24 protein-coding genes, 1 tRNA gene and 1 pseudogene are annotated in these 25,364 nt (G+C 65.1%); 9 read left to right on the forward strand and 17 right to left on the reverse strand.

Annotated elements, in window-relative coordinates:
- Nucleotides 1–4: 4 nt before the first annotated feature.
- The 4 genes from glgB to glgX are packed head-to-tail and all read left to right on the forward strand — an operon-like array spanning nt 5 to nt 6,817.
- A complete protein-coding gene (gene glgB, locus ACFQ24_RS22295) occupies nt 5–2,164 on the forward strand; it encodes a 1,4-alpha-glucan branching protein GlgB (protein WP_380915302.1) in 2,160 nt (719 codons plus the stop codon).
- Nucleotides 2,165–2,203: 39 nt separating this feature from the next.
- Nucleotides 2,204–3,463: a glucose-1-phosphate adenylyltransferase gene (gene glgC, locus ACFQ24_RS22300; protein ID WP_380915304.1), complete on the forward strand. Its 1,260-nt coding sequence runs from the start codon at nt 2,204–2,206 to the stop codon at nt 3,461–3,463.
- A 19-nt stretch (nt 3,464–3,482) separates the two neighbouring features.
- Complete coding sequence (gene glgA, locus ACFQ24_RS22305) at nt 3,483–4,931, forward strand: glycogen synthase GlgA (RefSeq protein ID WP_380915306.1); 1,449 nt, start codon at nt 3,483–3,485, stop codon at nt 4,929–4,931.
- A complete protein-coding gene (glgX, locus tag ACFQ24_RS22310; protein WP_380915469.1) occupies nt 4,928–6,817 on the forward strand; it encodes a glycogen debranching protein GlgX in 1,890 nt (629 codons plus the stop codon). The genes glgA and glgX overlap by 4 nt, the downstream gene beginning before the upstream one ends.
- Here glgX and ACFQ24_RS22315 read toward each other — a convergent pair.
- The 5 genes from ACFQ24_RS22315 to ACFQ24_RS22335 all read right to left on the reverse strand — a co-directional run bounded on the left by ACFQ24_RS22315 (nt 6,780) and on the right by ACFQ24_RS22335 (nt 9,470).
- Nucleotides 6,780–6,855: transfer RNA gene (locus ACFQ24_RS22315), tRNA-Lys, on the reverse strand. The genes glgX and ACFQ24_RS22315 overlap by 38 nt on opposite strands.
- Before the next feature lie 22 nt (nt 6,856–6,877).
- A complete protein-coding gene (gene folK / locus ACFQ24_RS22320; RefSeq protein WP_380915307.1) occupies nt 6,878–7,387 on the reverse strand; it encodes a 2-amino-4-hydroxy-6-hydroxymethyldihydropteridine diphosphokinase in 510 nt (169 codons plus the stop codon).
- A 16-nt stretch (nt 7,388–7,403) separates the two neighbouring features.
- The gene (locus tag ACFQ24_RS22325) at nt 7,404–7,613 is read right to left on the reverse strand and encodes a hypothetical protein (RefSeq protein WP_380915309.1); all 210 of its coding nucleotides are present in this window, start codon (nt 7,611–7,613) and stop codon (nt 7,404–7,406) included.
- 4 nt (nt 7,614–7,617) lie between these two features.
- A complete protein-coding gene (gene aguB, locus ACFQ24_RS22330) occupies nt 7,618–8,466 on the reverse strand; it encodes an N-carbamoylputrescine amidase (RefSeq protein WP_380915311.1) in 849 nt (282 codons plus the stop codon).
- Nucleotides 8,467–8,483: 17 nt separating this feature from the next.
- Entirely contained in the window at nt 8,484–9,470 is a 987-nt protein-coding gene (locus ACFQ24_RS22335) for an agmatine deiminase family protein (protein WP_380915312.1), read from the reverse strand.
- A 97-nt stretch (nt 9,471–9,567) separates the two neighbouring features.
- Between ACFQ24_RS22335 and ACFQ24_RS22340 the strand changes: the two genes are divergently transcribed.
- A complete protein-coding gene (locus ACFQ24_RS22340; protein WP_380915314.1) occupies nt 9,568–10,020 on the forward strand; it encodes a DUF6265 family protein in 453 nt (150 codons plus the stop codon).
- A gap of 27 nt (nt 10,021–10,047) precedes the next feature.
- On the opposite strand, the gene ACFQ24_RS22345 is transcribed toward ACFQ24_RS22340, so the two are convergent.
- Nucleotides 10,048–11,721, reverse strand: a complete 1,674-nt coding sequence (locus ACFQ24_RS22345; RefSeq protein ID WP_380915316.1) for a M28 family metallopeptidase — start codon at nt 11,719–11,721, stop codon at nt 10,048–10,050.
- A 128-nt stretch (nt 11,722–11,849) separates the two neighbouring features.
- Nucleotides 11,850–12,464 (reverse strand): 30S ribosomal protein S4, encoded by a 615-nt coding sequence (gene rpsD, locus ACFQ24_RS22350; RefSeq protein ID WP_380915317.1) that lies wholly within the window; start codon nt 12,462–12,464, stop codon nt 11,850–11,852.
- Between the two features lie 179 nt (nt 12,465–12,643).
- On the opposite strand from rpsD, the gene ACFQ24_RS22355 reads away from it, so the two are divergent.
- Entirely contained in the window at nt 12,644–12,940 is a 297-nt protein-coding gene (locus ACFQ24_RS22355; protein WP_380915319.1) for a chorismate mutase, read from the forward strand.
- On the opposite strand, the pseudogene ACFQ24_RS22360 reads toward ACFQ24_RS22355, so the two are convergent.
- The 4 genes and pseudogenes from ACFQ24_RS22360 to rpiB form a co-directional block, all read right to left on the reverse strand.
- Nucleotides 12,937–13,647: pseudogene (locus ACFQ24_RS22360) on the reverse strand (RNA methyltransferase); the annotation flags it as partial. The gene ACFQ24_RS22355 and the pseudogene ACFQ24_RS22360 sit on opposite strands and share 4 nt — an antisense overlap.
- Nucleotides 13,648–13,651: 4 nt before the next feature.
- Complete coding sequence (gene nrdR, locus ACFQ24_RS22365; RefSeq protein ID WP_328278353.1) at nt 13,652–14,113, reverse strand: transcriptional regulator NrdR; 462 nt, start codon at nt 14,111–14,113, stop codon at nt 13,652–13,654.
- Nucleotides 14,114–14,206: 93 nt separating this feature from the next.
- Entirely contained in the window at nt 14,207–15,508 is a 1,302-nt protein-coding gene (gene glyA / locus ACFQ24_RS22370) for a serine hydroxymethyltransferase (RefSeq protein WP_380915322.1), read from the reverse strand.
- Between the two features lie 11 nt (nt 15,509–15,519).
- Nucleotides 15,520–15,957: a ribose 5-phosphate isomerase B gene (gene rpiB / locus ACFQ24_RS22375; RefSeq protein WP_380915324.1), complete on the reverse strand. Its 438-nt coding sequence runs from the start codon at nt 15,955–15,957 to the stop codon at nt 15,520–15,522.
- A gap of 103 nt (nt 15,958–16,060) precedes the next feature.
- Here rpiB and ACFQ24_RS22380 point away from each other — a divergent pair, with 103 nt between their 5' ends.
- Nucleotides 16,061–16,240: an LPXTG cell wall anchor domain-containing protein gene (locus ACFQ24_RS22380; RefSeq protein ID WP_380915326.1), complete on the forward strand. Its 180-nt coding sequence runs from the start codon at nt 16,061–16,063 to the stop codon at nt 16,238–16,240.
- Nucleotides 16,241–16,249: 9 nt separating this feature from the next.
- Here the strand turns inward: ACFQ24_RS22380 and ACFQ24_RS22385 are convergent, their stop codons facing one another.
- The 6 genes from ACFQ24_RS22385 to ACFQ24_RS22410 form a co-directional block, all read right to left on the reverse strand.
- A complete protein-coding gene (locus tag ACFQ24_RS22385) occupies nt 16,250–17,338 on the reverse strand; it encodes an HPP family protein (RefSeq protein WP_380915328.1) in 1,089 nt (362 codons plus the stop codon).
- Nucleotides 17,339–17,412: 74 nt separating this feature from the next.
- Nucleotides 17,413–17,541 carry a hypothetical protein gene (locus ACFQ24_RS22390; protein WP_380915330.1) on the reverse strand — a complete coding sequence of 43 codons (129 nt, stop codon included), beginning with the start codon at nt 17,539–17,541 and terminating at the stop codon, nt 17,413–17,415.
- A gap of 31 nt (nt 17,542–17,572) precedes the next feature.
- A complete protein-coding gene (gene otsA / locus ACFQ24_RS22395) occupies nt 17,573–18,979 on the reverse strand; it encodes an alpha,alpha-trehalose-phosphate synthase (UDP-forming) (protein WP_380915332.1) in 1,407 nt (468 codons plus the stop codon).
- Complete coding sequence (locus tag ACFQ24_RS22400) at nt 18,976–20,745, reverse strand: glycoside hydrolase family 15 protein (RefSeq protein ID WP_380915471.1); 1,770 nt, start codon at nt 20,743–20,745, stop codon at nt 18,976–18,978. Before ACFQ24_RS22400 ends, otsA begins: the two co-directional genes overlap by 4 nt.
- Before the next feature lie 104 nt (nt 20,746–20,849).
- The gene (gene otsB, locus ACFQ24_RS22405) at nt 20,850–21,614 is read right to left on the reverse strand and encodes a trehalose-phosphatase (RefSeq protein ID WP_380915334.1); all 765 of its coding nucleotides are present in this window, start codon (nt 21,612–21,614) and stop codon (nt 20,850–20,852) included.
- Nucleotides 21,615–21,686: 72 nt separating this feature from the next.
- On the reverse strand, nt 21,687–21,845 hold the full coding sequence (locus ACFQ24_RS22410; RefSeq protein ID WP_380915336.1) for a hypothetical protein: 159 nt from the start codon (nt 21,843–21,845) through the stop codon (nt 21,687–21,689).
- A gap of 127 nt (nt 21,846–21,972) precedes the next feature.
- On the opposite strand from ACFQ24_RS22410, the gene gcvA reads away from it, so the two are divergent.
- Complete coding sequence (gcvA, locus tag ACFQ24_RS22415; protein ID WP_380915338.1) at nt 21,973–22,893, forward strand: transcriptional regulator GcvA; 921 nt, start codon at nt 21,973–21,975, stop codon at nt 22,891–22,893.
- A 151-nt stretch (nt 22,894–23,044) separates the two neighbouring features.
- The gene (parC, locus tag ACFQ24_RS22420; RefSeq protein WP_380915340.1) at nt 23,045–25,333 is read left to right on the forward strand and encodes a DNA topoisomerase IV subunit A; all 2,289 of its coding nucleotides are present in this window, start codon (nt 23,045–23,047) and stop codon (nt 25,331–25,333) included.
- Nucleotides 25,334–25,364: the final 31 nt, after the last annotated feature.

Raw genomic sequence — 25,364 nt, forward strand, 5'->3', positions numbered from 1 at the left:
CCCCGTGTTGACGCCCGAACAGATCGACCGGCTCGTCCAGGGGCAGGAGGATGATCCCTTCGCAGCGCTGGGCATCCATGCCGAGGGGAAGGGTTTTTCCGCACGGCTGCTGATGCCCGATGCAGTGACGGTGGAGGCGCGGACGCTGGCGGGTGAGAGTGTGGGCGATCTGGAACGCATCGATCCGGCTGGCCTGTTCGTTGGTCCGGTGTCGATCGCGGAGCGGCAGCCGCTGCGCTACGACGTGACCTTCGGCGACGGATCGACCTACAGCCTGATCGACCCCTATGGCTTCGGTCCGGTGCTGGGGCCGATGGACGATTACTATCTGGCCGAAGGATCGCACGGCCGCCTGTTCGACAAGCTGGGCGCGCACATCATGACCCACGAAGGCGTGAACGGCACGCATTTCGCGGTGTGGGCTCCCAATGCGCGGCGCGTGTCGGTGGTGGGAGACTTCAACCGCTGGGACGGGCGGCGTGGCCTCATGCGGCGGCGCGCTGACGCGGGCCTATGGGAATTGTTCGTGCCCGAAGTCGGCGCGGGCACGCCCTATAAATATGAGATTGTCGGCGCGGATGGCGTCATGCTGCCGTTGAAGGCCGATCCTTTCGCCTTCCAGGCGGAGATGCGCCCTTCGACCGCGTCGATCGTCGCCGCGCCGCTCGACCATGACTGGGGCGACGATCGGCACCGCGACTATTGGCGGGAGAGTGATGCGCGCCGGCAGCCCATGTCGATCTACGAAGTCCATGCCGGTTCGTGGCAGCGGGCGGAAGACTGCGGCTTCCTCAGCTGGGACGAGCTGGCGCACCGGCTGATCCCCTATGTCGTCGGCATGGGCTTTACCCATATCGAATTCCTGCCGATCAGCGAGCATCCCTATGATCCGAGCTGGGGATATCAGACGCTGGGCCTCTATGCGCCAAGCGCCCGCTTCGGAGATCCGGCAGGGTTCGCGCGCTTCGTGGATGGCGCGCACCGGGCGGGGATCGGGATCATTCTCGACTGGGTGCCGGCGCATTTCCCGACCGACGAACATGGCCTCGCTCGCTTCGACGGCACCGCGCTCTACGAACATGCCGATCCGCGCAAGGGCTTCCATCCCGACTGGAACACCGCGATCTACAATTATGGCCGGCGGGAAGTGGCGCAGTTCCTGGTGAACAACGCGCTCTATTGGGCCGAGCGATTCCATGTGGACGGGCTGCGCGTCGATGCCGTCGCGTCCATGCTCTACCTCGATTATTCGCGAAAGCCGGGCGAATGGATCCCCAACGACCATGGCGGGCGCGAGAATGTGGAGGCGGTCGCCTTCCTCCAGCAGATGAACAAGGATCTGTACGGCCGGCATCCGGGCGTCGTGACCATCGCGGAGGAATCGACCAGCTGGCCGGGCGTGTCGCGGCCGGTGCATGAAGGAGGCCTCGGCTTCGGCTTCAAATGGAATATGGGCTTCATGCACGACACGCTGCGCTATCTGGCGCGCGATCCCGTCCATCGCGCCCATCATCATGACGACATCACCTTCGGCCTGGTCTACGCCTTCAGCGAGAATTTCGTCCTGCCATTGAGCCATGACGAGGTGGTGCATGGCAAGGGATCGCTGCTGAACAAGATGGCGGGTGATGACTGGCAGAAATTCGCCACGCTGCGCGCCTATTACGCCATGATGTGGGGCTATCCCGGCAAGAAGCTGCTGTTCATGGGGCAGGAATTCGCGCAGCGGGCGGAATGGAGCGAGGCGCGCGCGCTGGACTGGTGGAGCCTGGACCATGCGCCGCATCGCGGGGTGCAGGCGCTGGTGGCCGACCTCAACCGGCTCTATCGCGGGAATGCGGCCCTTCACGCGCGCGATTGCGAAGGGGAAGGGTTCGAATGGGTGCTCGCGGACGCCGCGGCCGACAGCCTCTTTGCCTGGGTCCGCCGCGCGCCGGGCGCACGCCCGGTCGTCGTCATCAGCCATTTCACGCCGATCCTGCGCCACAGCTATCGGATGCGCTTGCCATCGGGCGGCAAGTGGCGCGAAATCCTGAACAGCGACGCGCATGACTATGGCGGCAGCGGCGCGGGCAATATGGGCCTGGTTCAGGCCGATGAGGAAGGATGGGCCAACATCACCATCCCGCCCTTTGCAACCTTGATGTTGGAACTGGATTATTGAACCGCCGGTCGATCGAGCGGGCATGAAGGAGAGGCCGAAGTGAGCAGCAAATATCAGCCGATTGCCCGCGATGCGATGGCCTATGTCCTGGCGGGCGGGCGGGGCAGCCGGCTTGCCGAACTGACCGACAAGCGCGCCAAGCCCGCCGTCCATTTCGGCGGCAAGGCGCGGATCATCGACTTCGCCTTGTCCAATGCGCTCAACAGCGGCATCCGACGCATCGGCGTCGCGACGCAATATAAGGCGCACTCGCTGATCCGGCATCTGCAGCGCGGCTGGAACTTCTTCCGCCCCGAACGCAACGAGAGCTTCGACATCCTGCCGGCCAGCCAGCGCATATCCGAAAGCCAGTGGTATGAGGGCACGGCCGACGCCGTGTTCCAGAATATCGACATCATCGAAGCCTATGCGCCCGAATATATGGTCATCCTGGCGGGCGACCATGTATACAAGATGGACTATGAGCTGATGCTCCAGCAGCATTGCGACACGGAGGCCGACGTGACCGTCGGCTGCCTGGAGGTGCCGCGCATGGAAGCGGTTGGCTTTGGCGTGATGCATGTGGACGACAAGGACAATATCACCGCCTTCGTCGAAAAGCCCAAGGATCCGCCCGGCATTCCCGGCCAGCCGGACATGGCGCTGGCGTCGATGGGCATCTATGTCTTCAAGACCAAGTTCCTGATCGAGCAACTGCGCCGCGATGCCGATACGCCGGGTAGCAAGCGCGATTTCGGCGGCGACATCATCCCCTATATCGTCAAGCATGGAAAAGCGGTGGCCCACCGCTTTTCCAGCAGCTGCGTGCGCGCCGAAAGCGAGCTGGAACATTATTGGCGCGATGTCGGCACGATCGACGCCTACTGGCAGGCGAGCATCGACCTGACCGATGTCGTTCCCGCGCTCGACCTTTATGATCGCAGCTGGCCGCTCTGGACCTATTCGGAGGTCACGCCGCCCGCCAAGTTCGTGCATAATGAGGATGGTCGGCGCGGTTCCGCCACATCCTCGCTGGTGGCGGGCGGATGCATCGTGTCGGGATCGTCGCTCCACCGCAGCCTGCTCTTCTCCGGCGTGCGCACGCACAGCTTCTCCTCCGTCACCGAAAGCGTCATCATGCCCAATTGCGAGATCGGGCGCGGCGCGCGGCTGCACAAATGCGTGGTGGACAGCGGCATCATCATCCCGCCTGGCCTGATCGTCGGCGAAAATCCCGAACATGACGCGCAAAGGTTCCGGGTCAGCGACAATGGGGTCTGCCTCATCACCCAGCCCATGATCGACGCGCTGGTGCGCTGAACGGAGGGGGGCAGGGGGCGTGTCCATCAAACTGCTGTCGGTTGCATCCGAAATCTATCCGCTGGTGAAGACCGGCGGGCTGGCCGATGTGGTCGGCGCGCTGCCGGGGGCGCTTGCGCCGCATGGCGTCGAGACGCGGACGCTGGTGCCCGGCTATCCGGCGGTGCTGGCGCGGCTTGGCAAGGGCAGGCGGTTGGCGCGCTATACCGATCTGTTCGGTGAGAGCGCGTCGGTGCTGGCGGGCGAGGTTGAGGGCCTTTCCCTGCTCGTGCTCGACGCGCCAGCCTTTTTCCAGCGCGACGGCGGCCTGTATGGCGACGCGAGCGGACAGGATTGGAGCGACAATTGGCGGCGCTTCGCCGCTCTGTCGCGGGTCGGCGCGGACATTGCGGCGGGCACCCTGAAGGACTGGCGGCCCGACATCGTCCATGTCCATGACTGGCAGGCGGCGATGACGCCAGCCTATATGCGTTACGGCGCGGCGGCGGGCGTCCCCCGGTTGGTGACGATCCACAATCTCGCCTTTCAGGGCCGGTTCGGGGCCGAGATATTCCCCGCGCTCGACCTGCCGCCCGAAGCATGGGGCATGGACGGCGTCGAATATTATGGCGGCATCGGCTTTCTGAAGGCGGGTCTGGTGTCGGCGGACGCCATCACCACGGTCAGTCCCACCTATGCGCAGGAAATCCGGTCGCCGATGAACGGCATGGGGCTGGATGGCCTCATCAACGGACGGGTCGACCGGCTGCACGGCATATTGAACGGGATCGACACGCAGGTCTGGAACCCGGCGACCGACCCGCTGCTGCCGAAAAGCTATCAGGCGCGATCGCTCGCAGCCAGAAGCGCCAACCGGCGCGCGCTGGAGCGGCGTTTCGGTCTCGATGCCGACGCCGGGCCGATCTTCGTCATCATCAGTCGCCTGACCTGGCAGAAGGGGCTGGACCTGATGGTGGACACCATCGACCATCTGGTCGGATTGGGTGGCAAGCTGGTCGTGCTGGGATCGGGCGACGCGCCTTTGGAGGGCGCGTTCCTGAGCGCGGCGGAGCGGCATCGCGGTCGTGTGGGCGTCCAGATCGGCTATGACGAGCCGCTGTCGCACCTGATGCAGGCAGGCGGCGACGCCATTCTGATCCCGTCCCGTTTCGAACCGTGCGGCCTCACCCAGCTCTATGCGCTGCGCTATGGCTGCGTGCCGGTGGTGGCGCGCGTCGGGGGGCTGGCGGACACAGTGATCGACGCCAATGAAGCGGCGATTGCCGCCGGCGCGGCGACCGGCATCGTCTTCGCGCCGGCCGATCCTCTGGCCCTGCATGGCGCGATCAACCGCGTGGTGCAGCTTCATGGGGACGCGCCGGTCTGGCTGGCGATGCAGCGGGCGGGGATGCGAGCGGACTTCTCCTGGGGAAACAGCGCGGCGCGCTATGCTGCGCTCTATGCGCGGCTGATCGCGGAGGCGGTGTGACCCTGGGGCCGCTGGTGGGAGCCGGGGGCACGCGCTTTTCGGTCTGGTCGCCCGACGCCGCGCAGCTCTGGCTTTGCCTGTTCGATGCTAGCGACCGCGAAAGCCGCATCCCCATGCTGCGCGACGCGGAAGGGGTCTGGCATGTCGAAGTGGCAGGCGCAGGCGTCGGCACACGCTACGGACTGCGGGCGGACGGGGTTTACGATCCCGATGGGGGCCTTTGGTTCGATCCCGACAAGCTGCTGATCGATCCCTATGCAAGGGCAGTCGACCGGCCGTTCCGCTACGATCCGATGCTCGCCGCGCGCCGGGGAGAGGGGACCGACACCGCCCCGCTGATGCCCAAGGGCATGGTGATGCCCGTCCTTCCGCCGATATCGGCCACGCCGCCGCATTTTGCGCCGGGCGGGCTGATCTACGAAGTGCAGGTGCGTGGCTTCACCATGCTGCATCCCGAGGTGCCCGAAGCCCAGCGCGGAACGATCGCGGCGCTCGGGCATGCGGCGATCATCGCGCATCTCAAGGCGCTGCACGTCTCGGCGATCGAACTGATGCCGATCAACGCCTGGATCGACGAGCGGCATCTGGGTCCGCTTGGTCTCACCAACGCCTGGGGCTACAATCCCGTCAGTTGGTTCGCGCTCGATCCCCGCATCGCGCCGGGTGGCCTCGCGGAATTGCGTGCCGCGGTGGAGGCGCTTCATGCCGCAGGGATCGGCGTCATCCTGGACATGGTCTATAATCATGACGGCGAAAGCGACGTCCTTGGCCCCACATTGTCGCTGCGCGGCCTCGATGCGCGGGGCTATTTCCGTCACGCCGCCGATGGCAGCCTCATCAACGATACCGGGACGGGCAACAGCATCGCCTGCAACGCGCCCATCGTGCGGCGCTTGATCCTCGATTCATTGCGTCACTTCGTGCGGGAGGCGGGCGTGGACGGCTTCCGTTTCGATCTCGGTCCTGCGCTGGGCCGGCTGGAGCACGGCTTCGATCCGGCCGCGCCCCTGCTTCAGGAGATGCGCGCCGATCCCCTGTTGGCCGATCGGGTCATGATTGCCGAACCCTGGGACATCGGCCCCGGCGGTTACCAACTGGGGCGGTTCGGAGACGGTTGGCTCGAATGGAACGACCGCTATCGCGACGATATGCGGCGCTTCTGGCGCGGCGATGACGGGATGCTGGGTGCCTTCGCGACGCGGCTTGCCGGATCGTCCGACATCTTTTCCGGTGACATGACCCGCAGCGTCAATTTCCTTGCGGCGCATGACGGCTTCACGCTGGCCGACCTCACCGCCTATCGGGACCGGCATAACGAGGCCAATGGTGAGCAGAATCGCGACGGTCATGGCGAGAATTTCAGCTGGAACAACGGGGTCGAGGGGCCAACCGATGATGCCGCCATGTGCGATGCCCGCCGCCGGGACATCATGGCGCTGCTGTCGACCCTGTTCCTCTCGCGCGGAACGATCATGATGACGGCGGGGGACGAGTTCGGGCGCACCCAGCAGGGCAACAACAATGCCTATGCGCAGGATAATGCGATCGGCTGGATCGACTGGGAAGGGCGGGATGTCGTGCTGGAAGCGCACGCCTTCGCGCTGGCGAAGCTACGGGCGAGAAGTGCGGAACTTCGGGATGCTCGGTTCCTGACGGACGGAGAGGTCGAATGGCTGTCGGAGGACGGATACCCCCTGCGGATCGATCAATGGGAAGACCCGTCCCGCCGCGGCCTGGTGCTGCGCTATCGGGACAGCGGCCTTGCCATCTGCGTCAATGGATCGGATGCATCCTGCCTCTTCCATCTGCCGGAAGGGGAGCGCGATGTCGCCGCACGATCGATCGCGGTGGTGAGCCCTGCTGGATTCGAACCAGCGACCTACTGATTAAAAGTCAGTTGCTCTACCGACTGAGCTAAGGGCCCGCCTCATGGGGTGGAGGCCGCCCTAATGGCGGCGGGGGCGATGGTCAACCTTGGCTTTGGCTTTTTGCAGCCGGGCGTGAAGATGGCGCACGGTCAATCCGGATAGGGGGTCGCGCAGCTTTGGTCCTATGGCCGCAAGCGGGGCTAGGACGAACGCACGGTCGCGCCAGGCGGCGTGCGGGATGGTGAGCGTCCTGCTGCGCCATGGCCCGCCCGACCATAGGATGATGTCGACGTCCATGCTGCGCGCGCCCCAGCGACGATGGCGAAGGCGGCCGAGACGCTTCTCGATGTCCTGGAGAAATGCCAGCATCTCACTGGGGGCAAGGGGGCTTTCGACCAGCAGAGCGGCGTTAGCAAAGAGGCGCGACGAAGGGCCGAGCGGGCGCGTCAGGATTATGGGCGACAGCGCGGCCACGCGCATCGCCTCGCCGACCAGGCTTGCCGCTTCCGCCACTAGGCGGGCCGGTGTGCGCCGCGCGGACAGCGGGCGGTTCGATCCTAATGCCAGCGCATAATCGTGCAGGGCCATAGGACCGCGCGCCGGCTTACCGCCGGTCCTCCTTCTCCTGCGCCTTCATGACCGCGTAAGCGGCCTCGCGCGCGTCTCGGGGCAGGGCGAGAAGGAAGCGGGTGGCGTCGCGATAAGTGAGGAACGGCGTTTGCTCCACGATGACGGGGATCGTGCGCCCGTTGTATAGGCGCTTGAGGACACGCTTCTGCGGACGGGTGAGCTCGTCGGGCGCTGCGTCCGCCATCGTCTCAGATATCCTGCGCGATGCGGGCATAGAGTTCGGGCCGCCGGTCGCGGAAGAAGCCCATGCCCGCGCGGTGCGTCTTCGCCTTGGCGAGGTCCAGCGTGGCGACCAGCGCGCCATTGTCCTTTGCGTCGGCCTCCGCTAGGAAGTCGCCCCATTCGTCGCTAATGAAGCTGTGGCCGTAGAAACGCTGCCCTTCCTCGTCGCCGATGCGGTTGGCGGCGATCACCGGCATGCAGTTGCTGACCGCGTGGCCGATCATCGCGCGCCGCCACATGCGGCTGGTGTCGAGGTCCGCGTCATAGGGTTCCGAACCGATCGCAGTCGGGTAGAAGAGCATTTCCGCGCCCATGAGCGCCATCACGCGCGCGCTTTCGGGATACCATTGGTCCCAGCAGATCCCGACGCCGATCGTGCCGTACCGAGTGTTCCACACCTTGAAGCCCGTGTTGCCGGGGCGGAAATAATATTTCTCCTCGTAACCCGGCCCATCGGGAATATGGCTCTTGCGATAGACGCCCATGATCTCGCCAGCGTCGTCGATCATGGCGAGCGAGTTGTAATAATGGTGGCCGTCCCGCTCGAAGAAGCTGGTGGGAATATAGACCCCCAGTTCCTTCGCCAGTTTGCGCATTTCCTGCACCGCCGGATGAGTTTCCGTCGGCTGCGCGGTCGAGAAGAGCGCTTCGTCCTCCTCCCTGCAGAAATAGGGGCCTTCGAACAGTTCGGGCGGCAGGATGATCTTCGCACCGCGCATGGCCGCCTTGCGCACATGGCCCGCGACCATGGCGATATTGTCGTCCATGTCGTCGGAAAAGGCGAGTTGCAACGCGGCGACGGTAACCTTGGTCATTCTCTTTCCCGATCGGCTCAGAGGGAGGGCATCTGCTGGCTGCAGCAGTGAAAGCTGCCGCCGCCCGACAATATGGCGTCGCTGCGCAGCCCGACAATATCCCGGCCGGGGAAGAAGGGGCGAAACGCGTCGAGTGCCGCCTGATCGTTGGGTCGGCCATAGACGGGGACGATGACGGCGGCATTGCCGACATAGAAATTCATGTAGCTGGCGGGGATCGCCTCGCCATCCACCTCGACCCGGCCGGGGGATGGGATGTCCACCACCTCCACCCCATGCGCCTTGGCGCGGGCGCGGGCGCCGGCATAGATGGCGGCGTTAGGATCGTCATCGGTCGTCGCGATCGGCAGCGCCAGCGTGCCCGGCGCGACGAAGCGGGCGAGATTGTCGACATGCCCGTCCGTATGGTCGTTCATCAGGCCGTCGCCCAGCCACAGCATGTCCGACAGGCCAAGGCTGCCCGCCAGCAGCGTCTCGATCTTGCCCCGGTCCAGGTTCGGATTGCGATTCGGGTTGAGCAGGCATTGCTCGGTCGTCACGAACAGGCCGGTGCCGTCCGTGTCGATCGCGCCGCCCTCGAACACCCAATGCTGGGTCTGCGTAAGCAGGCCAGTGGTCGCCGCCAGCCGCGCGCCGATATCCTCGTCGCCCGGCATCCGATATTTGCCGCCCCAGCCATTGAAGCCGAAATCGACCAGCGCGCGGCCACCCGCGCCGTTCAGAACGGCGATCGGCGCAGTGTCGCGCAACCATATGTCCCCCAGATGCTGAACAACGATGTGGACACCCGGAGCGACCATCTCACGCGCGATGGAGGCGTCCATTTCGTTGTCCACGACCAGCCGCACCTGCTCTCCCCGGCCACCGGCATGGAGCGCGCTGGCGAAGGCGGCGATTTGTTCGCGCGCGGCATCGAACGCACCCGGCCATTCGGCTGGATTGGCCGGGAAGCCAATCCAGGTCCAGTCGTGCGGCGCCCATTCGGCGGGCATACGGAAAGTCATGAAATCTCGTCCTTGCTCGGCGCGGGCCGATCCGTGATAGCGGGATGATGCGCGCTCCATAACGCGCCGGGCCGTATCTGGACAGAGGGCGTAAGCCATGAGGATAGGAGTTTCGATCGTCGCCGCAGCGCTGATGCTGATGCAGGCGGGCGGCGCGGCCGCTGCGGAACTGCCCGACTGGCTGACCGGCGAATGGCAGCAGCAGCGCGGCGACCGCTGGACGGAGGAGGTGTGGACGCTTCCGCGCGGCGGCGTGATGATCGGCGTGGGACGGAGTGGACGCGGCGAAAGCCTGGCGAACTGGGAAGTGATGCGGATCGTGCGCGGGGCGGACGGAGCGCTCGCCTTCCACGCCGCGCCGGAGGGTGGCTCCGCCACCATCTTCCCCGTAGTCGAGCAAGGCGTGCGCGACATTGTTTTCGCCAACCCCCGCCACGACTATCCGCAGCGCATCCGCTACTGGCGCGAAGGGCGGCTGCTCATGGCGGAGACGTCGCGGATGGACGGCAGCGACGCGCAAAGCTGGACCTACTCCCCGGCGGGGAAGTAGGTCCGCCACGCAGGACGGGGCCGGCTCTTACTGCCCCGTCCGGTCCTTGTCGCGAATGGCGCGGAATTCGTCGCCTTCCACCCAGTTGGGCCAGTCGGCGCTCGTGGCGAGATCGCGGCCGACGGTGTAATAGAGCTTCAGATCCGCCAGCACGCCGCTCCAGTCCCAGTTGGGATCATATTCGTCCTTGGGGCCATGATAGCGGTTTTTGGTATAATCTTCCGCCGCGGCCATGCCTGCCGCGGTGCCGCCCTTCACCAAATCCTCGCCGCCCTCGAAATAGAGCATCGGCAGTCCGTGCTTGGCGAAGCTGAAATGGTCAGAACGATAATAGAAGCCCTTTTCCGGCGTCGGTTCCAGCGTGGCGACGCGGCCCTGGCCGGCGAGCGCGCGGTCGAGATAGGCGTCGAGTTGCGATTTGCCCTTGCCGATGACGACGACATTCTTGGCGAGGCCCGCGACGCTCAGCGCGTCCATGTTGACGCCGCCCACCGTCTGGCGGAAAGGGAAGACCGGATGCGCGCCATAATAGGCTGAACCGAGCAGCCCGGATTCCTCGCCGGTCACCGCCAGGAAAACCTGGCTACGGTCGGTGGGGCCGGCCTTCACATTGGCCTCCGCCAGGGCGACCAGCGCCGCGGTGCCGGTGGCGTTGTCCACCGCGCCGTTGCATATGTCGTCACCATCGGGGGCGGCCTGGCAGTGGCCCAGATGATCCCAATGCGCGCTGTAGAGCACATATTCGTCCGGCCGCGTCTTGCCCGGCAGCAGCGCGACGACATTCTTCGAGCTGTGCTTGCGCAGATCATTGTCGAAGGAGACGCTGGCAACGACGCCGGTCAGCGGCACCGCCTTGAAGCCCTTCCGCTTGGCCGCCGCCATCTGCTGATCGAGGTCGAGGCCCGCGCTGGCGAAGAGGGCCGCCGCCTTGTCCTTCTGGATCCAGCCGATCGCTTGGGCTTGGTCGGCATTGCCGTTGGCGCTGTCGGCTACATGCTGCGCCCCGGTCCAGCTCGACTGGACCACGTTCCAGCCGTAAGCGGCGGGCACCGTGTCGTGGACGATGATCGCGGCCGCGGCACCCTGCCGCGCCGCTTCCTCGAACTTGTAGGTCCAGCGGCCATAATAGGTCATCGCCCGACCGTTGAACGGGCCGGTCAGCCCCTGCGTCTCATAATCGGGATCATTGACCAGGATGATGACCGTCTTGCCCTTCACGTCCAGCCCGGCATAGTCGTTCCAGCCCTTTTCGGGCGCGTTGATGCCATAGCCGACGAAGACGACCGGGCTGTTCTTAACCTCGATATGCGGCTGTGTGGTGCGATAGGTGCCGACGACCATCTCCGGCCCGTAGGCGGCGGTAACGGCGGCCTTGCCGCCCGAGAAGCTGAGGTGCGACACATTCTTCGCGTTGATTTCCACCAGCGGAACGTCCTGGAACCAGCTTCCCTTGTTGCCGGGCTTCAGGCCCAACTTGCCGAACTCGGCGGCGAGCAGGGCAAGCGTCTTTTCCTCGCCGGACGTGCCGGGCGCACGGCCCTCGAACGCGTCGGAGGACAACTCCTTCACCAGCCGCTTCATCGTGTCGAGGGAGGGCTCCACGCCCTTCTTCGCGGCGGCGGCCTTCGTGGGAGCCGCTTGAGCAACAAGCGGCGAGGAAAGGGCGAGGACGGCGGCGACCGCGGCGATGGAACTGCGCATGGATATCCCTCTGTTTTACAACTGGTCAGGTGATGCCACCGCGCGGGAAGACGCGCAAGATTGTTGCGCGCATGAAAAAGGACGGCACCCTTGCGGGGCCGCCCTTTTGAACTCTTTGTCCGAAGGACTTAGCGCGAATAGAATTCGACGACCAGGTTCGGTTCCATCTTCACCGGATAGGGCACTTCGTCCAGCGTGGGAACGCGGACATAGGTGACCTTGGTCGCGCCGTCGGGCGAGACATAGTCGGGGATGTCGCGCTCGGGCAGGCTCTGCGCTTCCAGGACCAGCGCCATTTCCTGCGCCTTCTTGCCCAGCGTGATCTCGTCACCCGGCTTCACCAGACGCGAGGCGATGTTGCACTTGACGCCGTTCACATAGATGTGGCCGTGGCTGACGATCTGACGGGCCGACCAGATGGTGGGCGCGAACTTGGCGCGATAGACGACCGCGTCCAGGCGGCGCTCCAGCAGGCCAATGAGGTTCTGGCCGGTGTCGCCCTTCATGCGCGCGGCCTCGACATAGTTCTTCTTGAACTGCTTTTCGGTGATGTCGCCGTAATAGCCCTTCAGCTTCTGCTTGGCGCGCAGCTGGATGCCATAGTCGGACATCTTGCCCTTGCGGCGCTGGCCGTGCTGGCCGGGGCCATATTCACGCTTGTTGACCGGGCTCTTCGGGCGACCCCAGATGTTTTCGCCCATCCGGCGGTCGAGCTTGTACTTTGCGCTGGAACGCTTCGACATGAAATCTTTCCTCAATTGCTTCTAACGTTGGTTCCGGTCTCGCCTGCTTGCCGTGTTTCAGGGGCAGGGCCACCGCTTCACCGGAGTGCGGAGCCAATTGCGAAGGCGCGCCTATGACGAGGGGAGGCCAGCCTGTCAAGCCCTCGACAGGCCGCGCCGGACAGCTTAGGTCCGCTCCCATGAACCCCGAAAGCTACACGACTATGGCGCAGGTGCGCGCAGGCGTCGACAATCTGGACCGCCAGATCGTTGCGCTGCTGGCCCAACGCTTCGCCCATATGCGCGCCGCCGCGCGGATCAAGGACGACCGCGCGGCAGTGCGCGACGAAGCGCGCAAGGCGGAGGTGATAGCCAATGCCCGCGCCGAGGCGGAGGCGGCAGGGCTGCCCGGCGAATTGATCGCGGAGCTTTGGAATCATCTGGTCGAACTGTCCATCGCCTATGAGATGGACGCGTTCGACCGGACGCGGGGCTAACGCTGGCGAGGGTGGGCGAGGGAAGATAGCACGCCGCGCAGGGTGCGGACCTCCAGATGGTTCCAGCCCGGCTTGGTCAGCAGGTTGCGTAGCGTCCGCTTGGTCGCCGGCGCGCGATCGGGCGGGAAGAAATAGCCTGCCGCGTCCAGCAGCGTCTCGAACTGGGCGATCATTCCCTCTAGCTCTTCCTGCGGCGCGGGTTCGCCAAGGTCGGTGACGGTCGGCTGCTCCAGCTTCGCCTGCTTCGACCATTCATAGGCGCACAGGATCACCGCCTGCGCCAGGTTGAGCGATCCGAAGTCGGGATTGATCGGCACCGTCAATATCTTGCGGGCGAGCGCGACGTCTTCCGTTTCCAGCCCCGACCGCTCGGGACCGAACACATAGGCGCTGCGGCCCGGCGCGGCGTGGATCTCGCGCGCCGCCTCCTCGGGTGTCACGACCGGCTTGGTGACGCCGCGCTTGCGAACCGTGGTGGCATAGACATGAGCGCAGTCCGCCACCGCGTCCGCCAGCGTCTCATAAACCTGCGCGCCGTCCAGCACCACGTCCGCACCGGCTGCGGCGGGGCCTGCATCAGGATTGGGCCAGCCATCGCGCGGCGACACCAGCCGCATTTCCGTCAGCCCGAAATTCAGCATGGCGCGCGCCGCCTTGCCAATATTCTCGCCCAACTGCGGACGGACGAGAACGATCACCGGCCGCGGGACGTCACTCACGCGCCACCTCCTGCACGCTGCCCGCGAACTCCTCGAAATCCTTGGCGTCGGTGAAATCCTTGTAGACGCTGGCGAAGCGGATATAGGCGACGCTGTCGAGGCGCTTTAAGCCCTCCATCACCATTTCGCCGATCGCGCGGGCAGGGATTTCGCTTTCGCCGCTGGTTTCGAGCTGGCGCTGGATGCCGGAGATGAGCTTTTCCAGCCGACTGGGATCGATCGGCCGCTTGCGACAGGCGATGCCCACGGAGCGGGCCAGCTTGTCGCGGTCGAAGGCTTCCTTGCGCCCCTCGCTCTTCACCACCCAGATGTCGCGAAGCTGGATGCGCTCGAACGTGGTGAAGCGCGCGCCGCATGCCTCGCACTGGCGGCGGCGGCGGATGGCGGCGTTGTCCTCGGTCGGACGGCTGTCCTTCACCTGGCTGTCTTCATGGGAACAGAAGGGGCAGCGCATTTACATCATTTCCGTTCATTTCGAGCGAAGTCGAGAAACCCTGGCGTAAGACCCGTTTCTCGACAAGCTCGAAACGAACGGCTCTCTTCGTCCTTAGTAGATCGGGAACTGCGCGGTCAGCCCAAGCACCTTTTCACGCACATGCGCTTCGACCTGACCATCGCCTTCGTCGCCATTGCGCTTCAGGCCTTCGACGACTTCAGCGATTAGGCGGCCGATTTCCCGGAACTCCGCCTCGCGGAAGCCGCGCGTCGTACCGGCCGGGGTGCCGAGGCGGACGCCCGAGGTCACGAACGGGCTGGCGGTGTCGAACGGCACATTATTCTTGTTGCAGGTGATATAGGCGCGGTCGAGCGCCTTTTCGGCTGCCTTGCCGGTGGTGTTCTTCGCCCGCAGGTCGACCAGCATCAGGTGGTTGTCGGTGCCGCCCGACACGATCGACAGGCCGGCATCGGCCAGCGTCTCGCTAAGTGCCTTCGCGTTCGCCACGATCTGATGCGCATAGGCCTTGAATTCAGGCGTCAGCGCTTCCTTGAACGCGACCGCCTTGGCGGCGATGATGTGCATCAGCGGGCCGCCTTGCAGGCCAGGGAAGATCGCGCTGTTCAGCTTTTTTGCGATCGCCTCGTCATTGGACAGGATGATGCCCGAGCGGGGGCCGCGCAGCGACTTGTGCGTGGTGGTCGTCGTGACATGGGCGTGCGGCACCGGCGAAGGGTGCGCGCCGCCCGCCACCAAGCCCGAAAAGTGCGACATGTCGGCCAGCAAATAGGCGCCGACCTCATCCGCGATCTCGCGGAAGCGCTTGAAGTCCCACACGCGCGAATAGGCGGTGCCGCCGCAGATGATGAGCTTGGGCTTGTTCTCCCGCGCGATGCGGGCGACCTCGTCCATGTCGATCAGATGATCGTCCTGGCGCACGCCATAGGCGACCGGCTTGAACCATTTGCCCGACATGTTGACCGGCGATCCGTGGGTCAGGTGGCCGCCCGACGACAGATCGAGGCCCATGAAGGTATCACCTGGCTGGAGCAGTGCCAGGAACACCGCCTGGTTCATCTGGCTGCCGCTGTTGGGCTGGACGTTGGCGAAGTTCGCGCCGAACAGCTGCTTGGCGCGTTCGATCGCGAGGGTTTCCACCACGTCGGCATATTCGCAGCCGCCATAATAGCGCTTGCCGGGATAACCTTCGGCATATTTGTTGGTGAAGATGGAGCCGGCGGCCTCCAGCACGGCCTTCGACACGATATTCTCGGACGCGATCAGTTCGATCTTGTCCTGCTGGCGCTGCAGTTCCTTGCCGATCGCGTCGAAGATTTCCGGGTCCGCGCTGGCGAGGTCTTCGCTGAAGAAGCCGTCCTGGCGGATGGCGGGAGAGAGGGTGTCGGTGCTCATCTCTGGTCCTTTCAGAGCGCGGGATTGGAGAGTTTGTCGACGCGCGGACCATGACGGCCGCCGCCAAAATCGGTGGTCAGAAAAGCGGCGACGCAGGCCTTGGCCATGTCGATGCCGGTCAACCGCGCGCCCATGGCGATCACATTGGCGTCATTATGCTCGCGCGCAAGGGCGGCCGACAGCGGCTCTCCCACCAGCGCGCAGCGGCATGCCGGATTGCGGTTGACGGCGATGGAGATACCGATGCCCGATCCGCAGAGCGCGATACCGCGTTCCGCCGCGCCGGATGCTATCACCGTCGCGAGCTTGTAACCATAATCGGGATAATCGACCCGGTCCGCCGTTGCCGGTCCAAGATCGTCCACCTCATGCCCTTCGTCGCGCAGCCATTGCGCAAGCTCGGCCTTCAGATCGACGGCGGCATGATCGGAGGCGATGGCGATCTTCATGGGTGGGCGCGTCCCTTCACCAGCAGGTGATTCGTTTCTGCGCGCCTCATAGGGGGACGGGCCGGCAATTGCCACCGTCCAGCTTGATGCTTATGGCAGGGGCATGTCCGGAACCATCCTTTCCATCCTGATGCTGGCGGGCGTGCTGCTGACCGGCGGCGGTGTCTACGCGATCGTGAAGAAGCGCGAGCGCAAGCGCGGCGCGCTGATGATCGTGGCGGGCCTGGTCATGTTCGGCAATGTGCTGATCGCCGCCGCGCCACTGGGGCAGGTCGCGCCTTAAAGGCTGTTTTCACGAGGTTCGCAGTCGCAGCGCGAGAGTGGCAAGCAGGTCCGTCTGCGTCACGAGCCCCAGCATCCGGTGGTCCGCGTCTATGACGATGGCGCTGTGGTGTATTCCGCTGCCCAACGGGCCGATCAGCCGCGCGAGGGGCGTGTCGGCATGGACCAGCAGCGGCGGACGGGCGATGTCGCCTGCCGTGTCTCCGCCCCGCGCCAGATCGAGCGCTCCGATGATGCCCTGCACCCGTCGTGCCTCATCCAGTACCGGTGCTGTCAGCAGGTGGCGCTCCAGCATCAGCGCGCGGACCTGCGCCAGCGGCATGGACGGCGTAGCGGAGAGGATGTCGCGCGACATGATGTCGCCGCAACAGGTCGCACCATGCGCCCGCTCGGCGGCGCGCAGTTCGGCGTCGGCAAGCAGATGGTGCAAATCCGCAGGATCGATGTCCAGCGCCTCGCCATAGCCATGAAGGGCGGCGGCTACGTCCTGCTTGCTGGGCGCTGCTCTTTCAAGCGGCGCTGGGTCGGTCGTGCTATGCGGCGTCGCCGGCTTGGGCGCGACGTGGGGATAATTATGGCCCGCGAGCTTGTGGAACAGGATGGCGACGCAAAGCAGCGCCAGCGTATTCACGCCAACGGGCGTCAGCGCGAACATATAGCCGGCAGCCGTGCCCTTGGCGCCTAGCGCCGCCGACAGGGCGACGGCGCCGCCCGGCGGATGCAGGCATCGCAGCAGGGTCATGACCGCGATTGCCGCTCCCACGGCAAACGAAGCGGCAAGGGTGGGATCAGATATCGCCTTGCCGATGAAGATGCCGGCCAGCGCGGATATGACGTTGCCGCCCAGCACTGGCCATGGCTGCGCCAGCGGGCTGGCGGGTACGGCGAAGAGCAGCACGGCGGACGCCCCCATCGGTGCGACCAGCAGGGGAAGGTACACGCCGTCGCCCAGCACCAGTCCGCACAGCAGGCCGGTGACACCAATGCCGACGATGGCGCCAGCGGCAGCCTTCAGCCGGTCGAACCGTCTCTGGCCCGGCTGCATGGGGGGGACGGCCCTGCGATAGTGGCTCCAGAGTTTTTGCGGCGCGTCGGTCATGGCCGCGCGCTAACGCCGCAGGGAAGGGCGGCCAAGCGGGATTTTATGTGCAAGGGACCAAGCGCTGCTTTGCGCTAGAGCACGTCCCCGAACATGAACCAGATCAGCGCCAGCCAGGCGAAGAGGCCCACCGCGCCGAGGATCACGCCGGATCGGGCACGGATGGCGGGCCACAGGCCGGTCGGATCGTTGTCGTGTTCCATCCGCCCGGATTAGCGACACGCCCGGCCGGGTTCAACCGGCAGCGTCTTCGGTTTCCGCTGCCGCCGGCTCCCGCTCGACAGCCATAAGGCGGCTGGTGAACACTTCCCGCCACCAGCGGATATCCTGCTTTTCCACGCTGTCCATCATCGCCCGCCAGCGGCGCTGCCGCTCGTCCAGCGGCATGGCGAGCGCGCGCAGGATCGCGTCGGACATTTCCTCCGGGCTGTAGGGATTGATGAGCAGCGCGTCCTTGAGTTGCATCGCCGCGCCCGCAAAGCGCGACAGGATCAGGACGCCGGGGTCTTTGGGATCCTGCGCGGCGACATATTCCTTGGCGACGAGGTTCATGCCGTCGCGCAATGGCGTCACCAGCCCGATCTTCGCTGCGCGGTAGATGCCGGCCAGTTCGTCGCGCGGATAGCCCTGGTTGACATAGCGGATCGGCGTCCAGTCCACATCGCTATATTCGCCGTTGATGCGTCCGGCGAGCGAATCCAGCGTGGCGCGGATCTGCTGATAACTCTCCACATCGCCACGAGACGGCGGCGCGATCTGCGTCAACACGATCTTGCGATGATGTTCGGGATGATCCTTCAGGAAGCGGGCATAGCCGTTGAAGCGCTCTTCCAAGCCCTTGCTGTAATCCAGCCGGTCCACGCCGACAACGAGAGGCCGGTCCTGCAGCGACGCGCGCACCTTCCCGAACATCGCCTGCGCCGTTTCGCTGTCGGCGGCATCCTTGAACTCCTGCGCGTTGATGCCGATCGGGCAGGCGATCGCCTGGATGGTGCGGTCGCCCACAGTGACATAGTCACCGTCCACGGTGCCGCCCATCTCGCGCTCGACATAATGGCGGAAAGACTCCAGCCACTCCTCGGTGTGGAAACCCACCACATCATAGGCGAAGAGGGTGCTGACCAGCTTGCTGTGATGGGGCAGGGACACGAGCAGGCGCGTGGGTGGCCAGGGGATGTGGAGGAAGAAGCCCATCCGGTTCTTCAGGCCCCGGTCGCGCAGCATCTGTCCCAGCGGGATCAGATGATAGTCATGCACCCAGATGACGTCGTCCGGTTCGATCAGCGGGCTCGCGGTCTCCGCGAACCGCTTGTTGACGCGGTTGTAGCCCCCCTCGAAATCGCGGGCATATTCGGCAAGGTCTATGCGGAAGTGGAACAGCGGCCACAGCGTCTTGTTGGCATAGCCGTTATAATATTCGTCGACATCCTGTTCTTCCAGGTCGATCGTCGCGGTCTTCACCCCCTGATCCTCGGCAAAGCCGATATGGCCGGTGAAGGCGTCAGTCGTCTCTCCCGACCAGCCGAACCAGATGCCGCGGCTCTCGCGCAGCGCCTGCGCCAGCGCGACCGCGAGGCCGCCCTGATTGCCGGACTTGTTCGGGCGGCTGACCCGGTTGGAGATGACGATCAGCCGGCTCATCGCATCACGCTCCACGGCTTGCTGAGCAACACGGCGCAGTTGATGATGCCGACCAGCGAATAGGTCTGCGGATAATTGCCCCACAATTCGCCGGTCTGGGGATCGATGTCTTCGGACAGCAGGCCGGCGGCGGTGCGGCGCGACAGCATCTCCTCGAACAGGCTGCGCGCCTCCTCGGTGCGGCCGGTCCGGTGCAGCGCCTCGATCAGCCAGAAGGTGCAGACGTTGAACGCCGTCACCGGCTCGCCGAAATCGTCGGGCGCGCTGTAGCGCAGCATGTCGTTACCGCGCCGCAGGTCCGCCTCCAGCGCCGCAAGCGTGCCAACGAACTTGGGGTCGTCGGCTGTCAGAAAGCGCAGGTCGAGCAGCTGGAGCAGAGACGCGTCGCGCGAATCATCCTCGAAATTGGCGGAGATGGCTTGGCTGTCCTCGCGCCACGCGCTCGTCAGGATCCGTTCGCGCATCCTATCCGCGCGATTCTGCCAGTGTGCTGCCCGCATATCGAGGCCTAGTGCCGTTGCGGCGTGGGCCAGCCGATCGCATGCGGCCCAGCACATGACAGCGCTGTAGCTATGGACATGGGCACGCGTGCGCAGTTCCCATAGGCCCGCGTCCGGCTGGTCATAGACCTGCCATGCGCGCTCGCCGACAATCTCCAACGCCTCGAAATCGGCGTGGCCCGCCATGCGCAGCAAGCGCTGGTCGATGAAGCCCTGAACCGAAGACAGGACGATCTGGCCGTAGGCGTCGTGCTGGATCTGGCTGTAGGCGGCATTGCCGACGCGAACCGGTCCCATGCCGCGATAGCCCGGCAGGCTCTCCGCCTCCCATTCGGTCAGCGTCGCATTGCCGCGCACGTCGTAGAGCGGCTGGATATGGCCGCCCTTCGCCCCGTCCACGATGTTGCGCAGATAGACGAGGTAGCTTTCCAGCACGTCGAGCGCGCCGAGCCGGTTCAATGCCTCGACCGTGTAATAAGCGTCGCGGACCCAGCAGTAGCGATAGTCCCAGTTGCGGCCGCTGTCGGCATGTTCGGGAATCGAGGTCGTGAGCGCGGCGACGATCGCGCCGGTTTCCTCATGCTGGCAGAGCTTCAAGGTGATGGCGGAACGGATGACCGCTTCCTGCCATTCCGCCGGGATGGCGAGGCCGCGTACCCAGAGCTGCCATTCGTTGATGGTATCGTCCAGCATCCGCTCGATCGCCGGGCGCAGCGCATCGGAAAAGCCTTCGTCCGGCCCCATGAAGAAATGCATGTCCTGTTCCAGCCGGAACCAGCTTTCCTGGCTGATGAGGCCGATCGGCGCATTGGTGGACACGCGCATCGCCATGTAGGACAGGACCATGCGGATATGGTTGGAGCCGTAATTAATCGGCACCGGGTCGGCGTTCCAGCTCGTCGTCGGACGCAGCTTCACGCGTATGCGGGGCGATCCGGCAACCGGCCGCACGATTCGGACGAAGGCGACGGGCCGATACATCCGCCCCTTGTGCCGGTGGCGCGGGCAGAAATCGTATATGTCGATGGCATTGCCCTGCGCATCCTGCTGGCGCGTCACCAATATGGGCGTGTTGCGGATATAATGTTGTTCGACCGCGACGCAGCCTTCCAGTTCGATCGCCCAGAAGCCGCGCGATTGGGGATCATCCCAGTCCTTGTCGTCCAGCAAGGCCGAAAACACGGGATCGCCGTCCACCCTAGGCACGCAGGCCCAGATCATCCGGCCAGTGCGGTCGATCAGCGCCGACGCCTGGCAATTGCCGATGGGCCAGAGGTCGAGCGTCCGCCCATTTCCGGCCAAGAGACTATCGTTGCTGTTGCTGATCGGTCTGTCCCCCTTGGTCGAATGTCACGAGCAAGGGCCGCCTGTCAGCCAAGCTGGGCAGCCCCTTGCGCAAGATAATGCCTGACGGCGGCAACCTGTTCCAAACAAAAGCTCGCGGCGGTAGGCCTCGGCACGCCGACCAATATGCCAGCGCCGCCCAGTTCGGAGGCCGCGATGAAGCCTTCCTCATCCGTCACATCGTCCCCGATGAAGACGGGAACGCCGTCATTCATCTCGGGCAGGCGCATCAGGGCCTGAACGGCGCTGCCCTTGTCCGCACCACCAGGGCGCAATTCCACCATCATCTTGCCGCGCTGGACGATCAGGCCATGTTCGGCGGCAAGGCGTTCCGCAAGGGCGTCGGCCTGCGCGCCCCATTGCGGCCCACCCCGGAAATGCAGGCCGACGCTGATCGACTTGCGTTCGACCAGCAGGCCGGGCCGCTCGTCGGCAAAGGCGTGAAAGGCGCGCTGGACCGCGTCGATGGCGGGCAGGCGGCCCGGCCCCTCGACCGTTTCGCCGGACTTGGCGAACTCCAGGCCGTGCGTGCCGGCCAGCTGGAAATCGCCAAAGCCCAGTTCCTTCAAAGTCGCTATGGATCGCCCGCTCACGATGGCGAGCCGTCCATCGAGCCGGTCGCGCAGCCGCGCCAGCAGGTCGATCAACGCATCGTCCACGCTCACCGCGTCCGGCCTGTGGACGAGCGGCGTCAGCGTTCCATCGAAATCCAGGAACAGCGCCGCGCCCTCCAGCAGCGAAAGCGGCGGAGGGGGCAGGGCGATGGCAGGGGCTAGAGCGGAATCGGGCACGGCCGCAAGGTGGCGGCTATCTCCGAAACTTCAACCGCAAATTTGACCGAGCGCCACTTGCGCGCTGCCCTTTCAGCGCCGACAGGACGGTGCCGGATTCCAGGGCGCGGACCAGCTGATCCGGTGGAGCACGCAGAAGGCCTGCATGATCCGGCCCAGCAGCTGGTCGATCTGATCATATGTCTTGGCCCGGCCGGACTGCCACAGCCGATCTTCCTGTTCGTCGCGCATAATGTCCTCCTTGATCTGGTGCCTTCGGTGAGGCGGTATCCCCGCTGCCCGTAAACTGGCCCTTTTGCCGCCTGAACGCCAACAAAAGACTGGATATGTCATATAAGTCTAGCTTATCATTATCGGGATGTCCGCGCTTCCGCCCCTGTCCGCCATCCGCGTGTTTGAAGCCGCCGCGCGCCTGGAAAATTTCACCGCCGCCGCGCAGGAACTGGGCATGACCCAGGCGGCGGTCAGCTATCAGGTCAAGCTATTGGAGGAGCGGCTGGGCATCAGCCTGTTTCAGCGGGCGGGGCGGCGCGTTTTGCTGACCGACAAGGGGCGGGAGATCGCGCCTGTCCTGACGCGGGCGTTCGACCAGATGCGCGAGGGGTTTGCCGCGCTGACGCAGGATCATTCGTCGGTGCTGACGATCAGCTGCACCAACAGCTTCGCCCATCTTTGGCTCGCACCCCGCGTCGGCGCGTTCCAGATGCGGCATCCTCAACTGGCGGTGCGGATCCAGGCCGACGATGCCGTCGTCGATCTTGCGAGGAATGGCGTGGACCTCGCGATCCGGGGCGGAAGGGGCGAATGGCCGGGGCTGGAGGCACGGCTGCTGACCCACAACAGGCTGGTGCCGATGTGCAGCCCCGGCTGGCTGGCGCGGAACGGCCCGATCGTGGATGCGAAGGCGCTGCACGCGATGCCGCGCCTGTCGCCCGACGATATGTGGTGGCATGAATGGTTCGCCGCCATGGGTGTAGAGGACGATCCCGCCTTCGGCCCGCCGGGCATCGCGCTCGACAGCCAGGTTATGGAAGGGCGGGCCGCCATTGCGGGCCAGGGGGTCGCCATCCTCAACCACTTCCTCTGGAAGGCTGAGGTGGAGGCGGGGCTGCTGGTCGAAGCGGTGCCTTCCTATGTGCGGGAGCTGGCGAGCTACTGGATCGTCTATCCTGCCCACACCCGCAACACGCCCAAGGTGAAGGCTTTCCGGGACTGGATCTGCGCTGAATTCGCCGACACGGTCGCTGCCGATCCCGACGGAATCTATTTCCCGCGCTGATGATCTATTTTCCGTGGTGATGTCGGCGCGCCACCTTGGCCCGGTTGCTGCATTTTTGGCGAACAGGATTAGATCAGCCCTCGACATGCTCATCACGGGCTGTTGAGCGAAACCGTTTCCGTTTCGTGCCTGCTTTGCTAAGCCCTCCGCGATGACAGATTTCCGCGACCCGTTCGACGCCATCAAGGATCATCCGTTCGACGAAGCGCTCTCGCAGCGTTATCTCGTCTATGCGCTCTCCACCATTACGGCGCGGTCGCTGCCGGACCTGCGCGATGGGCTGAAGCCGGTGCATCGTCGCCTTCTCTGGGCGATGCGCCTGCTGCGGATGGAGCCGGGCGGCGCGAACCCGGACATGCTGGTCGCCAATCCTGCCCGCAACACCACGCCCTACAAAAAATGCGCGCGCGTGGTGGGCGATGTCATCGGCAAATATCACCCGCATGGCGACGCATCGGTCTATGACGCCATGGTGCGGCTGGCGCAGGACTTTTCGCTGCGCACGCCGCTGGTTGATGGACAGGGCAATTTCGGGAATATCGACGGCGATAATGCCGCAGCCATGCGCTACACCGAAGCGCGTCTGACGCAGGCGGCCGCCGACCTCATGTCGGGGCTGGACGAAGGGACGGTTGATTTCCGCCCGACCTATAATGGCGAGGATGAGGAGCCCGAGGTCTTCCCCGGCCTCTTCCCCAACCTGCTCGCCAACGGCGCCAGCGGCATCGCGGTCGGCATGGCGACCAGCATCCCGCCGCATAACGTCTCTGAACTGATCGACGCCGCCAACCTGCTGATCGACGATCCCGACACGGATCATGCCGCGCTGATGGAACTGGTGAAGGGGCCGGACTTCCCGACTGGCGGCGTGCTGGTGGACAGCCCGGCGATCATCTCCGAAGCTTATGCGACGGGTCGCGGCGCTTTCCGCACCAGGGCGCGCTGGCATAAGGAGGATGGCGGGCGAGGCACCTGGGTCGCGGTCGTCACCGAAATTCCCTATCAGGTGCAGAAGTCGAAGCTGATCGAGCAGATCGCCGCGCTTATCAACGATCGGAAGCTGCCTATCCTGGCCGATGTGCGGGACGAGAGCGACACGGAAATCCGCATCGTCATAGAGCCGCGCGCCCGCACCGTGGACGAACAGGTGCTGATGGACAGCCTGTTCCGCCTTACCGACCTCGAAAACCGCTTTCCGTTGAACCTCAACGTGCTGGACGCCAGCCACACGCCGCGCGTGCTGGGGTTGAAGCCGCTGCTGATCGAATGGCTCAAGCACCAGATCGACGTGCTGGTGCGCCGGGCGCAGCATCGCCTCGCCAAGATCGCGGATCGGCTGGAACTGCTCGACGGCTATATCATCGCTTACCTCAACCTCGATCGGGTGATCGAGATCATCCGCACCGAGGATGAGCCCAAGGCGGTGATGATGGAGGAATTCGCCCTCACCGACCGGCAGGCCGAGGCCATCCTCAACATGCGGCTGCGCAGCTTGCGCAAGCTGGAGGAAATGGAACTGCGCCGCGAACATGCCGAACTGCTGAAAGAGCAGGACGAGCTTGAAAAGCTGGTGGAAAGTCCCGCCCGCCAGCGCACGCGCCTGAAGAAGGATCTTGCCGCGCTGCGCAAGCGCTACGGGCCGGACACCGATCTCGGCCGCCGTCGCTCGCTGGTGGAGGAAGCCGCGCCGGCGCGGGAAATCCCGCTGGAGGCGATGATCGAGCGCGAGCCCATCACCGTGATCCTGTCGGAACGCGGCTGGATTCGCGCGATGAGCGGGCATCGCGATCTCGCCGCCGCCGACACGCTCAAGTTCAAGGAAGGCGATGGCCCACAATTCGCCTTCCACGCATACACGACCGACAAACTGCTGATGGCGACCTCGACCGGTCGGGTCTACACGCTGGCGTCGGACAAGTTGCCCGGCGGCCGGGGCTTCGGCGATCCGGTGCGGTCGCTGGTCGACATGGACAATGAAGGGAGCATCGTGGCCCTGATGCCGGCGCGGCCGGGTGGCGACCTGCTGCTGGCATCGTCGGACGGGCGCGGCTTCCTCGCGGCGGCGGCGGATCTGATCGCCGAAACGCGCAAGGGCAAGCAGGTGGTCAATGTCCGCGCCGGCGCGAAGCTGAGCGTCGTCCGCCCCGTGCCCGCGGAGGCGGACAGCATCGCCGTGATCGGGGAGAACCGCAAGCTGCTGGTCTTTTCCCTTGCCGAAATGCCGAAGATGGCGCGGGGGCAGGGCGTTCAGATGCAACGCTACCGGGATGGCGGCCTTTCCGACGCTCTGGCGTTCCGCCTTGCCGACGGCCTCAGCTGGACCATGGGCGGCGAGTCGGGGCGGACACGGACGGAAAGCGACATGCTGCCATGGAAGGTGGCGCGGGGCGCGGCGGGTCGGATGCCGCCGACCGGGTTCCCGCGCGACAATCGGTTCTAATTAGCCGCTTTTCGCATTGACTTCGGTTCGT

This window comes from Sphingobium olei (assembly GCF_042678845.1).
In the GTDB taxonomy this organism is placed as follows: Bacteria; Pseudomonadota; Alphaproteobacteria; order Sphingomonadales; family Sphingomonadaceae; genus Sphingobium; species Sphingobium olei.

Coding starts and splice junctions, on each gene's coding strand:
- rpsD (WP_380915317.1), bottom strand. CDS start 12,464: ATGTCGAAGCGTTCCAGCGCAAAGTACAAGCTCGACCGCCGGATGGGC.
- aguB (WP_380915311.1), bottom strand. CDS start 8,466: ATGACCAAGGTTACCGTCGCCGCGTTGCAACTCGCCTTTTCCGACGAC.
- ACFQ24_RS22385 (WP_380915328.1), bottom strand. CDS start 17,338: ATGACCGACGCGCCGCAAAAACTCTGGAGCCACTATCGCAGGGCCGTC.
- otsA (WP_380915332.1), bottom strand. CDS start 18,979: ATGAGCCGGCTGATCGTCATCTCCAACCGGGTCAGCCGCCCGAACAAG.
- ACFQ24_RS22325 (WP_380915309.1), bottom strand. CDS start 7,613: ATGGCGGACGCAGCGCCCGACGAGCTCACCCGTCCGCAGAAGCGTGTC.
- ACFQ24_RS22410 (WP_380915336.1), bottom strand. CDS start 21,845: ATGCGCGACGAACAGGAAGATCGGCTGTGGCAGTCCGGCCGGGCCAAG.
- glyA (WP_380915322.1), bottom strand. CDS start 15,508: ATGAGCACCGACACCCTCTCTCCCGCCATCCGCCAGGACGGCTTCTTC.
- rpiB (WP_380915324.1), bottom strand. CDS start 15,957: ATGAAGATCGCCATCGCCTCCGATCATGCCGCCGTCGATCTGAAGGCC.
- ACFQ24_RS22380 (WP_380915326.1), top strand. CDS start 16,061: ATGTCCGGAACCATCCTTTCCATCCTGATGCTGGCGGGCGTGCTGCTG.
- ACFQ24_RS22335 (WP_380915312.1), bottom strand. CDS start 9,470: ATGACTTTCCGTATGCCCGCCGAATGGGCGCCGCACGACTGGACCTGG.
- ACFQ24_RS22345 (WP_380915316.1), bottom strand. CDS start 11,721: ATGCGCAGTTCCATCGCCGCGGTCGCCGCCGTCCTCGCCCTTTCCTCG.
- gcvA (WP_380915338.1), top strand. CDS start 21,973: ATGTCCGCGCTTCCGCCCCTGTCCGCCATCCGCGTGTTTGAAGCCGCC.
- ACFQ24_RS22340 (WP_380915314.1), top strand. CDS start 9,568: ATGAGGATAGGAGTTTCGATCGTCGCCGCAGCGCTGATGCTGATGCAG.
- ACFQ24_RS22355 (WP_380915319.1), top strand. CDS start 12,644: ATGAACCCCGAAAGCTACACGACTATGGCGCAGGTGCGCGCAGGCGTC.
- ACFQ24_RS22390 (WP_380915330.1), bottom strand. CDS start 17,541: ATGGAACACGACAACGATCCGACCGGCCTGTGGCCCGCCATCCGTGCC.
- nrdR (WP_328278353.1), bottom strand. CDS start 14,113: ATGCGCTGCCCCTTCTGTTCCCATGAAGACAGCCAGGTGAAGGACAGC.
- parC (WP_380915340.1), top strand. CDS start 23,045: ATGACAGATTTCCGCGACCCGTTCGACGCCATCAAGGATCATCCGTTC.
- folK (WP_380915307.1), bottom strand. CDS start 7,387: ATGGCCCTGCACGATTATGCGCTGGCATTAGGATCGAACCGCCCGCTG.